This is a genomic window from Yersinia enterocolitica subsp. enterocolitica, assembly GCF_901472495.1.
Lineage (GTDB): Bacteria > Pseudomonadota > Gammaproteobacteria > Enterobacterales > Enterobacteriaceae > Yersinia > Yersinia enterocolitica.
In genome coordinates, this window is record NZ_LR590469.1 from 3,754,751 (window position 1) to 3,768,248 (window position 13,498).

A 13,498-nucleotide genomic window follows, 5' to 3' on the forward strand; every position below is an offset into this window, starting at 1 on the left:
AATGGACCATACGGACTTTAATCATCTTGCTGTTTTCATCACGGTAGCACGTGAAAAAAGCTTCACCCGAGCCGCAGCACATCTGGGCGTTTCACAATCGGCGATCAGTCATAGTATTCGTGGTCTGGAGGAAAGACTGGGCATCCGTTTACTTACTCGGACAACGCGAGGTGCTGTGCCAACCGAGGCGGGAGAACGGCTTCTTGCGAATCTAACGCCTTACTACGACGGGATCGAAACTGAGCTTGCCACTTTAGGAGAGCTGCGCGAGAAACCGGGCGGCACGATACGCATCAGTTCCCATGACCATCCGGCTACCACAATACTGTGGCCAAAACTTTCAAAGCTGCTGAAGGAATATCCTGATATCACGCTTGAAATTAACGTGGATTACGGATTAATCGATATTGTGGCGGGCCGTTTCGATGCGGGAGTTCGTATCGGGGATCAGATTGCCAAAGATATGATTGCCATGCGTATTTCTCCTGATTTTCGCATGATAGTTGTTGGCTCTCCTGACTATTTCTCCCGACATCCTAAGCCAGAAACGCCACATGATCTGACCTCACACAACTGCGCCAATTTGCGGCTTTCCACACACGGAGGCCTGTTCGCCTGGGAGTTCGAGAAAGGCGGTCAGGAAGTAAAAGTTCAGGTTCCCGGTCAGATGATTTTTAATACTTCACCACAGTTGTTAACAGCGGCACTCGAAGGGTATGGACTGGCTTACGCACCGGAAGATGTGGTGCAAAGATATATAAAGGAAGGAAGGCTGATGCCGGTGCTTGAGGAGTGGTCCCCCCTGTTACCTGGTTACCATCTGTACTATCCGAGTAGAAGGCAGGCCCTTCCCGCCTTCACGTTAATTTTGAATGCACTGAGGTATGTGAATTAACCCTGAATCACGTTCTGGGTGGCATTTCAGCAGGAATATACCTCAAGCCCTTATGCAAAGCCGAATATTCTCCCGCTGAGCATGGTTGCACACGAGAGACCTACCGCTGAATTTGTTATGTCCGTTAGTTGCACTCAGCGGACTTTACTTAGCTTCAGGGTGTACCCTTATGCGATAACCATTTTGTTAAAAATACTGCATCGAATAATTTATGAGGGAAATTATATGGCAAGGAGGCAGATTCTTTCTCTGTCGGCTTTGCCCCGGGTAAAAAAATCCCACCCTCTGATGCGCTGCTGAAGCATATCGCCAGCAGGCTAAAACTCACCGGGGATCTCTGGCAAGCTTACCTTTCCGGCAGGGATACGGCCCGGCGCGAGCATTTAACCGAACTGTACCGCTATCTTGGCGTAAAGGCGTTCACCGGAAAAACACAACAGGACTGTATTACACACCTGCTGTCGATGGCGACACGCACCGATAAAGGTATTCTCCTGGCCGAAGAGTTACTAATCTATCTCCGGCAGAACAACGTGATAATCCCCGCGATTGATGTCGTGGAGCGTACCTGTGCTGAGGCCATGGCTGGCACCTACACGCGGCGGGTCAATGTTGGTGGTGAGATAACAACTTATCCTAGGGCGGTGAGTGTGTATTCAGGTGTTCAAGGCTTTGTGGTTAAGAAATTTGTAACGGAAGGACAAATAATCAAAAAAGATGATCCTATTTACCAAACTGATATTAGTAAGAGTACTCGTAGTGGTGTTGTGAGTGATAATCAGCGCGAAAACATTAAAAATCAACTTGAGCGTGTGAGTAGCATTATTTCTCGAATTGAAAACAGTAAAAAAACGACTATAGATTCGCTGGGAAAACAAAAAATACAGTATGCTGCCGCCTTTAAGCGCTCTTCTGATTTTATCCATAAAGCAGAACAAGGAGTAAAGTTAATGAAAGATAATATGGATAATTACAGTGCTTATCAAGAAAAAGGTTTAATAAGTAAAGATCAATTAACTAACCAGGTTTCTCTGTATTATCAACAGCAAAATAATTTATTAAACCTAAGTGGTCAAAATGAACAAAATTCTTTGCAACTAATTACTCTGGAGAGTGAAATTCAAACACAATCGGCGGAATTTGATAACCGAATTAATCAAATGGAGCTCCAGCGCTACGCCTTACAACGCGAACTAATCAATACAGATGCAGGAGGAGAGATCATTGTTCGCGCGTTGTCGGATGGCCAAATTGATTCGATGAGTGTTACGGTAGGTCAAATGATAAATGTTGGTGATAGTTTACTTCAAATAATTCCTACATTGATAAAAAATCATTATCTGGTTATTTGGGTTCCCAATGATTCTATTCCATATATATCAGCAGAAGATAAAGTCAATATCCGCTATGAAGCATTCCCGTCAGAAAAATTTGGTCAATTTTCAGGAACTATCAAAATCATATCTAAAACACCCGCATCTCCACAGGAAATGATGACTTATCAGGGGGCCACAAAAAGCATACAAGCTGCATCTACCCCTTATTACAAGGTTATTGATCGCCACTGAAATGATGAAATCACCGGATCGTAATCAGAAAGTGGTTCAGACCCTGCCAGGGCATTCAAGTATTGCGGTCACACTGGAATATGTTGAGGGCGATATAGATAGCCTCAGACTGGCGTTGGAAGAGACTTTTGAGAGAAAAGAGGTTTTTTTTAAAAATCGGCATAACAGAAAGAAAAAATTACCGCTTTCCTTAACAGAATATTGGCAGGTGCGCTGAAAAACTGTCAATATCCTCCGCCTTAAGACACAATAAAACCGAAGTTTGTCATCGACATTCTCCGGTTTATTATTCCCCTATGTTCAACCAAGGTGTAGCAGTTACAGCCTACTTGCACGATGATGATTCGGGTACTTTGTCATGCCTGTTAAAAATCTTAGTTCTTAACAAACAGGTTATGAATATGGTGCCCGGACTCGGAATCGAACCAAGGACACGGGGATTTTCAATCCCCTGCTCTACCGACTGAGCTATCCGGGCAACGGGGCGCATTAAACCGTATTGGGCGCTGATCGTCAACGAATTTATCGCGTAAAACCCCTAAAATCATATTGATCGCTTTCTTTTCAGGCAAAAATGGGAAAAACTCTGTAAATTGCCCTGAAATTTTACCTGATGCAGCCTTAACTTAGCGCACCGTTTTTTCGGCATTGAGCAACTTCCAATATATCTTCTGCCAGGCGTTTGGCGACTTCAACATCTTGCAATTGGCGCTTAACTAACAGCTTACTCAGGCAACCTTCCAAAATGAGTTCCATCTGCTGTGCGACCATACCTGCATCGTCAGCATCCATCTCGTGCAACAATTCCTGAGTATAATTTAGCGAGGCTTGTTTTTGCTGTTCTGCCAACTGGTGAATAGGGTGGTCGTCATTAGGATAGAAACTGCATGCCGCAATAAACAGGCAACCGGGATAGCGCTGGTTTTGTACTTGTTCACTGAGTGTTTGGTGGCGCGCCAGTAGTTTTTGTTTCGGCGATAATGTTTCATCTAGCTGCAATTGACGCCGCCAGGTGTCGATCTGTTGACCGTGATAGCGCAGGCAATCATATAGTAACGCCTCGCGATCAGGCCAAAATCGGGTCAGATCACTGACCTCGGCAGAGACTTCTTCTGCCAGCATCTCCAGAGTGGTATTTGCCAGCCCTTTCTGTTCTAACAGATTGAGCGCGCTGCTTAAAACTTGTTCGCGTTGCACATTGCTCTCCTCTAACTGATTACTGGCAAGTATGGTCTTCCACTGCTTATCGCACAAATAAATGTATTGGCACTTTCTGCCAGTGACCCCTGTACCTTATCACTACTTCCGCTCGATTTTTCTAACTCTTTATTGCTTAGTTTCCTGCTAAAGCTATAACGGCAAGGTGACAGCATAGTTTTTGCTATCCCGTAGTCTGTGAAGCAGGGCGCATTTTCTAGTGCAGCAGCTTGCCACCGGGTTACAGGGCTATACTAATAAACATCCCGCTGTCTTGAGTGGTATGGATAGCTTATGAGATTGAATCATTTATGAAAATAGTCATTGCTCCAGACTCTTATAAAGAAAGTTTATCCGCGCTGGAAGTTGCCGTACAAATTGAAGCGGGCTTTCGTACTCAATTTCCTGATGCAGAATATATCAAGTTGCCGGTTGCCGATGGTGGCGAGGGCACGGTAGAAGCGATGGTTGCAGCCACGGCGGGCAGGATTATGCAGGTTAATGTCACTGGCCCGTTGGGGGAAGAAATTAATGCTTTTTACGGAATATCCGGTGATGAAAAGTGTGCATTCATTGAAATGGCCGCTGCCAGTGGACTTGAGCTTGTTCCACCTCCCTTGCGTAATCCATTGAAAACCACCTCTTACGGTACTGGCGAATTGATTGGTAAGGCGCTTAATCAGGGCGTGAAACATATCATTATTGGTATCGGAGGTAGCGCGACCAATGATGGTGGCGCAGGGATGGTGCAGGCGCTGGGAGTCAAACTGCTGGATAAGCATGGGAAGCAGCTTGGTTTTGGCGGCGGTAAGCTGGCTGAGCTGGATCGGATTGATATTTCAGAGCTTGACCCACGTATCAAGTCGTGCCGAATCGAGGTGGCTTGTGATGTCACCAATCCACTCACCGGCAGTGCAGGGGCTTCTGTTGTTTTTGGTCGGCAGAAAGGCGCGACTCCTGCGATGATTGCCCAACTGGATGAGGGGTTGCGGCATTACGCTGATGTGATTAAGCGCCATCTGGGGATCGATGTTGATCAAGTTGAGGGCGCGGGGGCTGCTGGGGGGTTAGGTGCGGCGTTGTTGGCTTTTTGCGGCGCGACCCTAAGCCCAGGTATTGATATTGTGACGGATGCTCTGGGTTTAGATGCTTTAGTGCGAGATGCGACTTTTGTGATTACCGGCGAAGGGAGGATGGATAGCCAAACCATTCACGGCAAAGTGCCTGTTGGTGTAGCCAGAGTGGCTAAGCGTTATAACAAACCGGTGATTGGGATTGCCGGTAGCCTGACCGACGATGTCGATGTGGTGTATGAACACGGGCTGGATGCCGTTTTCAGTGTCATTGATACTATCTGCACTCTGGATCAGGCGTTGGATAATGCCGCAGACAATGTGTTTAGGGCGGCGCGCAACATTGCTGCCACATTGGCAATAGGTATGACGGTGGGGAAAGCTGAAAATACGAGTGGATGAGCCGGACTATATGCTCATCCACCGTCGGGATATCAATCAGTTAACGATTAGCGCGGGAGGTTCTGTAGATGCTGCAAGAATCCACTCGCATTCATAAAACCGGTCACTCTGGCTGCGGGAATTTCATTCCCTGGCGCATCGAAAAACAGGATGGTCGGTAAACCCAGCACATTCAACTCTTTCAACAGCGCGGCATGTTCTGCACTGTTCGCTGTCACATCGGCTTGAAGTAACACAGTATCGGCTAGCTGGCGCTGAACCTGTTCATCACTGAAGGTGTATTTCTCAAACTCTTTACAAGCGACACACCAGTCAGCGTACAAATCCAACATCACCGGCTTACCCTTCGCTTGCGCTAACGCCGCTTGTAACTGGGGTAAATCGGCCACTTGTTTAAATGCTAAATGTTTAATTTCACTCTGTTGTGTGGGGCTGCCGAACGCCCAGTCTTGTAGCGGACGGGCGGCAATTAGCAAAGCTGCCAGTAATAACAACTGGAAGGCTCGAGCCCAGCCGGAGTGAGCTTTTAGGCTTAATATAAATGCCCAGCCGAAGAAGGCGATGGCCAGCAAACTCCATAAACGTAAGCCCCAGACATCCCCTAAAACCCGTTCCAGTAAAAACACGGGTAGCGCCAGAATGACAAAGCCGAATGCCTCTTTGACGTACTGCATCCACGGGCCACTGCGCGGGAGCAGTTTGTTGCCAAACAGCGTGACAATCACCAGCGGGATACCCATCCCTAAGGCATATAAATAGAGTGTTCCGCCGCCGGCCAACATATTACCGCTTTGGGCAATATACAGCAGAATGGCGCTGAGCGGCGCGGTGGTGCACGGCGAACAAATAAGGCCCGCCAGTGCGCCCATAGTAAAAACACCGGCCAGCGAACCGCCCCGCTGGCTACTGCTCCACTGTACCAATCGGGTTTGCAGTGACGAGGGCAATTGCAGCGAATAAAGGCCAAACATCGAGAGCGCCAGCAATACGAACAGCGCCGATAGCCCAATCAACACATAAGGGTGTTGTAGCGCGGCCTGAAATTGTAAACCCGCCGCCGCAACCACCAGACCGAGTAGGGTGTAAGTCAGCGCCATCCCTTGCACATACACTATCGCCAACAACAATATTCGCCGCTGGCTGTGAGGTTTTTCACGCCCGAGAATAATGGCTGAAATCAGCGGATACATCGGCAAGACACAAGGCGTAAAGGCGATGCCAATACCGATGAGCAACGCCCACAAAGGGGAGAATGGTAGCTCAGCGGGTGCCGGAGTTGCGGGGGCGGCGATTGGCGGCGCGGTGACTGCGGATGAACCGGCAGTAATGGCGGAGAGTGGAACCACCCGTGTTTCTGGCGGATAGCAGAAGCCAGCTTCGGCACAGCCCTGATAAGTCACACTGACACTGGCCCGCTCACCGGCTTGTGTAATAGGGATTTTCAGGGTTAGCTGTTGCTTGAATATCGCCACTTCACCATAGAATTCATCACGATGAGCAATGCCTTCCGGCAAGGTAAATGCCCCAAAAGTGGCATTATTCGGCACGATTTTGATTTGCTGGCGATACAAATAATAGTCTGGATGAATCTGCCAACTCAGAGCGAGTTGGTCACCTTGTTGGCGAAAATCAAAAGCAAACGCTTGATCAACCGGAATAAACCGGCTTTGGCTACTTTTTGGGCCAAAAGATGAGTTGTCACCAAATAGCGAAGCCTGTGCGCCGTGCGGCGCGAGTAAAATGCTGCACAGCAGCAGAATCAGAGTAATGAAGCGTTGAGCCATGACAGGTAATCTTTATCTCCGTCCCGTACCGGTAGCACCAGTAATTCCGGTGTTTGGTAGGGGTGATGTTGTTTGATATAGCTGAGAAGTGCCTGCTGATGACGGGTATTGCTCTTGAACAGAAGCTGGACTTCATACTCTTGCTGGAGTTTACCTTCCCAGGAGTAAATCGAGGTCGCACCGGGTAACAAGGTGGCGCAAGCAGCCAGTTTTTCACCCAGAACCTGCGCGGCTAAATCCTGCGCACTGGCTTCATCAGGGGCAGTGCACAATACCACAATTGCATCACAAATATTCTCATCACAATTATTCGTATCACAATCAGACATCTTAACCTCGTAGGTCGCGCGGCTTATATGACGAAGTGGGTACTATAACGCGAGTGGCTGTGGGTCAGAAGATGATTTGTGTAACCGTGGGAGAGATTTGGCGTAAATCGCCAATGAGAGTGGGGCGCAAATGGATTGCGCCCCATAAAGCAGATTACAGAACCAGACCGCCCATCACGAAGCCGAAGCACACGGCCAGTGCAACCCCGATGGTGCCCGGGATAAAGAACGGATGGTTAAACACGAAGCGACCAATACGCGTGGTGCCGGTGTCATCCATTTGAACTGCGGCTACCAGTGTTGGGTAGGTTGGCAGAATGAACAGACCAGAAACCGCGGCGAAAGAAGCAATTGCCGCCAGTGGTGAAACGTTCAGTGCCATTGCCATTGGCATCAATGCCTTGGCAGTTGCAGCCTGAGAGTAAAGCAGTGCTGAACAGAAGAAGAAGATAACAGCCAGCAGCCATGAGTGAGCTTGAATCAAGCTACCCGCAGTTTCTTTAATCCAGTCCAGGTTGTGTTGTACAAAGGTATCACCCAACCAGGCTACACCGAGGATACAAATACAAGCACTCATACCGGCTTTGAAGGTGCTGGAGTTCAGGATTGAATCGGTATCAACCGAACATACCATCGTCGTGATGGTCGCCACACTCAGCATGATAATCAGGATAGCGTTAGTGGTATTCATCAATGGTGTTGCCACCAGACCGACACTTGGGCTGTTGATGATGGCATACGCCACAACACACAATACACCTGCCAGGAACAGCAATACGGAGGTTTTAGCGCGTGGTTTAATCACTTTGACGGTGTCACCACGCAGTGTGACCAAACCTTCTTCCAAACGCTTGATGTAAATAGGGTCATCAGACAGTTTGGAGTTAAAGCACCAGGAAACGATCAGAGACATCACAAATACCGCAAGCAGGGTGGATGGGATGACTATCATCAGTAAATGTAAGTAGCTGACACCATGACCTTCCATGACGGAAGACATGTAAACCACCGCCGCTGAAATCGGTGAGGCAGTAATGGCGATTTGCGCGGAAACCACAGCGGTAGACAGAGGGCGGCAAGGTTTGATGCCTTGCTCTTTCGCTACTTCTGCAATCACCGGCAAGGCTGACAGAGAAATGTTACCAGTCCCGGCAAAGATGGTCAGAAAATATGTGACTAGCGGAGCAAGGATAGTGATGTGTTTTGGATTCTTACGCAGTAATTTTTCAGTTTGCTGCACCAGATAATCCATGCCGCCTGCCACCTGCATTGCAGAGATGGCGGCAATAACGGCCATGATAATTGAAATAACATCGAATGGAATGCTACCGGGTTTGACACCAATGATCGCCAATACCAGAACCCCAATACCACCCGCAAAACCTATACCGATACCGCCTAACCTGGCCCCTAAAAAAATGGCCAGCAGAACGATGACTAATTCTACGGCTATCATAGTGTTTACTCCTTGATCCAAATGAAAAATTAAAGTTAAAAAGTTGTGTTTGCCCGAAAGTAAAAAGGCACGCTGTCCAGAGGATCATGCGTGCCTTATAGGGCTACCGGATGATTATTTTATTGTTCATTTTCATCGGTATAACGTTTCGCTTTATACGCTGGATGCATCAGGTTCTCAACAGAGAAAATGTCGTCCAGCTCAGCCTCAGTTAATAAGCCGCGTTCCAGAACCACTTCCCGCACATTTTTACCGGTTTCCGCACAAATCTTGCCCACGATGTCACCATTATGGTGACCAATGAATGGGTTCAGATAGGTAACGATACCGATTGAGTTAAAGACGTAGCGCTCGCAGACTTCTTTGTTGGCAGTGATGCCATTGATGCATTTTTCCAACAGGTTGTAACACGCATTTGTCAGGATGTGGATGGACTCAAACATTGCCTGCCCAATCACTGGCTCCATGACGTTCAACTGAAGCTGACCTGCTTCGGCCGCCATAGTAATGCAAGTGTCGTTACCAATCACCTTAAAACAAACCTGGTTAACAACTTCAGGAATAACCGGATTCACTTTGGCTGGCATGATAGAAGAGCCGGCCTGCAATTCTGGCAAGTTGATTTCATTTAGACCGGTGCGTGGGCCAGAGGAGAGCAGACGCAAGTCATTACAGATTTTTGACATCTTAACGGCCAGACGTTTCAGTGCGCCGTGCACCATGACGTAAGCACCACAGTCAGAGGTCGCTTCAATCAAGTCTTCTGCCGGTACACATGGCAGGCCGCTGATTTCAGACAGTTTTTGTATTGCTAACTGTGAGTAACCTTCAGGCGTGTTTAGCGCAGTACCGATAGCCGTTGCACCGAGGTTAACCTCCAGCAGCAACTCTGCGGTACGTTGCAGGTTTTTGGTTTCTTCTTTTAATAACACCGCAAAGGCTTTGAATTCTTGCCCCAGTGTCATTGGTACCGCATCCTGCAATTGGGTACGGCCCATTTTCAGGATTTTCTCGAATTCTTTGGATTTTCTTTCGAAGCCTTCTTTTAACTGATTGATGGCGTCAATAAGCTTCATGATGGAAGCATACACCGCAATGCGGAACCCAGTTGGGTAGGCATCGTTGGTGGATTGGCATTTGTTCAGATGGTCATTAGGGTTTAGGTATTGATACTCGCCCTTCTGGTGACCCATCAGTTCCAGACCGATATTGGCCAAAACTTCGTTGGTATTCATGTTTAAAGAGGTACCGGCCCCGCCCTGGAACACGTCAACCGGGAACTGATCCATACATTTCCCTTTATCCAGGACTTCATCACATGCCTGAATAATGACGTCAGCAATTTTGCGAGGAATGGTATGTAACTCTTTGTTCGCCATTGCTGCTGCTTTCTTTACCATGACCATGCCGCGTACAAACTCTGGCACATCACTGATCTTGCTGTTACTGATATAGAAGTTTTCAATCGCACGCAGGGTATGAACACCGTAGTAAGCCTCTGCGGGGACTTCTCGTGTACCTAACAGGTCTTCTTCAATACGAATGTTATTTGACATGAGAACCTTCTCTAATGTGCTGTCTTGTTTTGTATTTGTTAACTAAATTATGCCGCCGTGGGCAATATGATGCCGCCATGAACCTTAAGTGCGGAAAGATTAACCATTCATCTTATTGCTGACAGGATCATATGCTGCTTAATGATAAAAAGCCTTGAACTAGGATCACTATATGGTCGGAATTAATTGAGATGATCTGATATCTGTGATTTCTCTCACAGTTGCACGAATAAGTAATAAAAGTATCCGCCTAACTTGAAAAGCGATGCAACCACCACCATTTTATGAGGGTCGACCCTCGTTGAAGGAGGGGCTGACGCTGAAATTCGCTAATAAAGGAAAAAACAGCGTTAACGCCAGCCGGGTCAAGGTTTTCATGGTATCTGTCAGGCAGGTTTATCCTGATGAGAGGTACTGAATGATTGGAATAAGGAGAATGCGGTGCGTTGGTTACCGTTAGCGCTGATATTTTTATTGGCATATATAGAAATATCGATATTTATCAAAGTTGCCGCTGTATTGGGTGTGCTGGTTACTCTCTTGCTGGTGATCTTCAGTTCTTGCGTGGGGATATCTCTGGTGCGTAACCAAGGGATAAAAACCTTTATGCAGATGCAGCAAAAACTGGCTGCGGGTGAAAGTCCTGCGGCTGAAATGGTGAAAAGTGTATCGCTGGTATTGGCGGGCTTCTTACTGCTGATCCCTGGCTTCTTTACCGACTTCCTCGGTTTGCTGCTGCTTTTGCCTCCGATTCAAAAATCATTGACGTTAAAATTGATGCCACATCTGAATATTTATCGTGGCGGTTTTAGTGCTGGCGGTTTTAATCACAATAATTCTGGCCCTATGGGCGGCGGAAATACCTTTGACGGCGAGTTTCAGCGCAAAACCGATGATCACTTCATCGTAGAGCATCGTCCAGATGAGGATGATAAATCGACAGATAGTCGCTTTAAAGATGATAAGTAAATCGCTTTTTTTCTAATTGATTGTTTATTAATTATAAATTCATAAAGCAAATCATAATGCTTTCTTGAATGGGGCAACGCAGATGAGCAAAAATGAGCCACCTGCGGGCAAGAAAAAACTGAATTTTTTTTTGCTCTCTCCCTTGAAGGGATGTGAAGTCGCCCCCATTAAGATAGCCACGGTATCGGTTGTGAAGGTAGACCGATATTAATCCTAAATCTGATACGGACCTTCTCAATAGGAGAGCTATCAATGAAAATTCGTCCATTGCATGACCGCGTTATCGTCAAGCGCAAAGAAGTTGAATCCAAATCTGCTGGCGGCATCGTTTTAACTGGCACTGCGGCGGGTAAATCTACCCGTGGTGAAGTTCTGGCCGTCGGCAATGGTCGCATCCTGGATAACGGTGAAATCAAGCCGCTGGATGTGAAAGTTGGCGACATTGTTATTTTCAACGATGGTTACGGCGTGAAGTCAGAAAAGATCGACCATGAAGAAGTGTTGATCATGTCCGAAAGCGACATTCTGGCAATTGTTGAAGCGTAATTTACATATACGCTCTCTAATCTTCTGAACTGAACGAGTTAAGGGAAATCATACCAATGGCAGCTAAAGACGTAAAATTCGGTAACGACGCACGCATCAAAATGCTACGCGGCGTAAACATTCTTGCTGATGCAGTAAAAGTGACCCTGGGCCCGAAAGGCCGTAACGTAGTTCTGGACAAGTCTTTCGGCTCTCCAACTATCACCAAAGATGGTGTTTCAGTTGCGCGTGAGATCGAACTGGAAGATAAGTTCGAGAACATGGGTGCACAGATGGTTAAAGAAGTTGCCTCTAAAGCGAACGACGCTGCGGGTGACGGTACCACTACTGCAACTGTATTAGCTCAATCCATTATCACTGAAGGCCTGAAAGCAGTTGCGGCCGGCATGAACCCAATGGATCTGAAACGCGGTATCGACAAAGCCGTTATCGCTGCGGTTGAAGAGCTGAAAAAACTGTCTGTACCATGCTCTGATTCTAAAGCAATTGCTCAGGTAGGGACCATCTCTGCAAACTCAGACTCAACTGTAGGTGAGCTGATTGCACAAGCGATGGAAAAAGTCGGTAAAGAAGGCGTTATCACCGTTGAAGAAGGTTCAGGCCTGCAAGACGAGCTGGACGTTGTTGAAGGTATGCAGTTCGACCGCGGCTACCTGTCTCCTTACTTCATCAATAAACCAGAAACCGGTTCTATTGAACTTGAAAGCCCATTCATCCTGCTGGCTGACAAGAAAATCTCTAACATCCGCGAAATGCTGCCAGTTCTGGAAGCCGTAGCGAAAGCGGGTAAACCACTGCTGATCATTGCAGAAGATGTTGAAGGCGAAGCTCTGGCAACTCTGGTGGTTAACACCATGCGCGGTATTGTTAAAGTTGCCGCTGTTAAAGCACCTGGTTTCGGCGACCGTCGTAAAGCCATGCTGCAAGATATCGCTACCCTGACTGCGGGTACCGTTATTTCTGAAGAGATCGGCCTGGAACTGGAAAAAACCACTCTGGAAGATTTGGGTCAGGCGAAACGTGTTGTTATCAATAAAGACACCACTATCATCATTGATGGCGTAGGCGACGAAGCTGCGATTCAGGGCCGTGTTGCTCAGATCCGTCAGCAAATTGAAGATGCGACTTCTGACTACGACAAAGAAAAACTGCAAGAGCGTGTCGCTAAACTGGCTGGCGGCGTTGCCGTTATCAAAGTTGGTGCCGCAACTGAAGTTGAAATGAAAGAGAAAAAAGCGCGCGTTGAAGATGCTCTGCACGCAACTCGTGCTGCGGTAGAAGAAGGCGTGGTTGCTGGTGGTGGTGTTGCTCTGATTCGTGCGGCATCTGCTATCACAGCGGCTGGCTTGAAAGGCGACAACGAAGACCAGAACGTCGGTATTAAAGTTGCTCTGCGCGCGATGGAATCTCCACTGCGTCAGATCGTGGTTAACGCCGGTGAAGAAGCTTCTGTTATCGCGAACAACGTTAAAGCGGGTTCAGGTAGCTACGGTTACAACGCTTACAGCGAAGAATATGGCGACATGATCGCGATGGGTATCTTGGATCCAACTAAAGTGACTCGTTCTGCTCTGCAGTACGCAGCCTCTATTGCTGGCCTGATGATCACCACCGAGTGCATGATCACTGACCTGCCACGTGATGACAAAGGTGCTGATATGGGCGCTGGCGGCATGGGTGGTATGGGCGGTATGGGCGGCATGATGTAATGCTCCCAACCCTA

Annotated in this window: 10 protein-coding genes, 1 tRNA gene and 2 pseudogenes; 7 read left to right on the top strand and 6 right to left on the bottom strand. The window is 47.6% G+C overall.

What is annotated here, in order from left to right; genetic code table 11:
• Window position 1: 1 nt before the first annotated feature.
• From FGL26_RS17780 to FGL26_RS17790, 3 genes and pseudogenes are all read left to right on the top strand, one after another.
• On the top strand, window positions 2-895 hold the full coding sequence (locus tag FGL26_RS17780; protein WP_005175579.1) for a LysR family transcriptional regulator: 894 nt from the start codon (window positions 2-4) through the stop codon (window positions 893-895).
• Between the two features lie 248 nt (window positions 896-1,143).
• A pseudogene (locus tag FGL26_RS21555) lies at window positions 1,144-1,485 on the top strand (DUF4158 domain-containing protein); the annotation flags it as partial.
• A gap of 982 nt (window positions 1,486-2,467) precedes the next feature.
• Window positions 2,468-2,611 (top strand): annotated as a pseudogene (locus FGL26_RS17790) (integrase); the annotation flags it as partial.
• A gap of 254 nt (window positions 2,612-2,865) precedes the next feature.
• Here the strand turns inward: FGL26_RS17790 and FGL26_RS17795 are convergent.
• A tRNA-Phe gene (locus FGL26_RS17795) sits at window positions 2,866-2,941 on the bottom strand.
• A 143-nt stretch (window positions 2,942-3,084) separates the two neighbouring features.
• Entirely contained in the window at window positions 3,085-3,660 is a 576-nt protein-coding gene (locus FGL26_RS17800; RefSeq protein ID WP_138060259.1) for a transcriptional regulator, read from the bottom strand.
• 311 nt (window positions 3,661-3,971) lie between these two features.
• Between FGL26_RS17800 and FGL26_RS17805 the strand changes: the two genes are divergently transcribed.
• Window positions 3,972-5,135: a glycerate kinase gene (locus FGL26_RS17805; RefSeq protein ID WP_005175573.1), complete on the top strand. Its 1,164-nt coding sequence runs from the start codon at window positions 3,972-3,974 to the stop codon at window positions 5,133-5,135.
• A gap of 47 nt (window positions 5,136-5,182) precedes the next feature.
• Here the strand turns inward: FGL26_RS17805 and FGL26_RS17810 are convergent, their stop codons facing one another.
• From FGL26_RS17810 to aspA, 4 genes are all read right to left on the bottom strand, one after another.
• Window positions 5,183-6,919, bottom strand: coding sequence for a protein-disulfide reductase DsbD (locus FGL26_RS17810; RefSeq protein WP_005175572.1), 1,737 nt, complete (start codon window positions 6,917-6,919; stop codon window positions 5,183-5,185).
• Window positions 6,895-7,248, bottom strand: coding sequence for a divalent cation tolerance protein CutA (gene cutA, locus FGL26_RS17815; RefSeq protein WP_005175571.1), 354 nt, complete (start codon window positions 7,246-7,248; stop codon window positions 6,895-6,897). Before cutA ends, FGL26_RS17810 begins: the two co-directional genes overlap by 25 nt.
• 154 nt (window positions 7,249-7,402) lie before the next feature.
• Window positions 7,403-8,704: an anaerobic C4-dicarboxylate transporter gene (locus FGL26_RS17820; RefSeq protein WP_005175570.1), complete on the bottom strand. Its 1,302-nt coding sequence runs from the start codon at window positions 8,702-8,704 to the stop codon at window positions 7,403-7,405.
• Window positions 8,705-8,823: 119 nt separating this feature from the next.
• On the bottom strand, window positions 8,824-10,260 hold the full coding sequence (gene aspA, locus FGL26_RS17825; protein WP_005175569.1) for an aspartate ammonia-lyase: 1,437 nt from the start codon (window positions 10,258-10,260) through the stop codon (window positions 8,824-8,826).
• 441 nt (window positions 10,261-10,701) lie between these two features.
• Between aspA and FGL26_RS17830 the strand changes: the two genes are divergently transcribed.
• From FGL26_RS17830 to groL, 3 genes are all read left to right on the top strand, one after another.
• On the top strand, window positions 10,702-11,229 hold the full coding sequence (locus tag FGL26_RS17830; protein WP_005175568.1) for an FxsA family protein: 528 nt from the start codon (window positions 10,702-10,704) through the stop codon (window positions 11,227-11,229).
• 252 nt (window positions 11,230-11,481) lie between these two features.
• Window positions 11,482-11,775: a co-chaperone GroES gene (locus FGL26_RS17835; protein ID WP_004391824.1), complete on the top strand. Its 294-nt coding sequence runs from the start codon at window positions 11,482-11,484 to the stop codon at window positions 11,773-11,775.
• A gap of 56 nt (window positions 11,776-11,831) precedes the next feature.
• A complete protein-coding gene (groL, locus tag FGL26_RS17840; protein ID WP_005175567.1) occupies window positions 11,832-13,484 on the top strand; it encodes a chaperonin GroEL in 1,653 nt (550 codons plus the stop codon).
• The last annotated feature ends 14 nt before the right edge of the window (window positions 13,485-13,498 follow it).

Coding starts and splice junctions, on each gene's coding strand:
- FGL26_RS17820 (WP_005175570.1), bottom strand. CDS start 8,704: ATGATAGCCGTAGAATTAGTCATCGTTCTGCTGGCCATTTTTTTAGGG.
- FGL26_RS17780 (WP_005175579.1), top strand. CDS start 2: ATGGACCATACGGACTTTAATCATCTTGCTGTTTTCATCACGGTAGCA.
- FGL26_RS17835 (WP_004391824.1), top strand. CDS start 11,482: ATGAAAATTCGTCCATTGCATGACCGCGTTATCGTCAAGCGCAAAGAA.
- FGL26_RS17805 (WP_005175573.1), top strand. CDS start 3,972: ATGAAAATAGTCATTGCTCCAGACTCTTATAAAGAAAGTTTATCCGCG.
- FGL26_RS17810 (WP_005175572.1), bottom strand. CDS start 6,919: ATGGCTCAACGCTTCATTACTCTGATTCTGCTGCTGTGCAGCATTTTA.
- cutA (WP_005175571.1), bottom strand. CDS start 7,248: ATGTCTGATTGTGATACGAATAATTGTGATGAGAATATTTGTGATGCA.
- aspA (WP_005175569.1), bottom strand. CDS start 10,260: ATGTCAAATAACATTCGTATTGAAGAAGACCTGTTAGGTACACGAGAA.
- groL (WP_005175567.1), top strand. CDS start 11,832: ATGGCAGCTAAAGACGTAAAATTCGGTAACGACGCACGCATCAAAATG.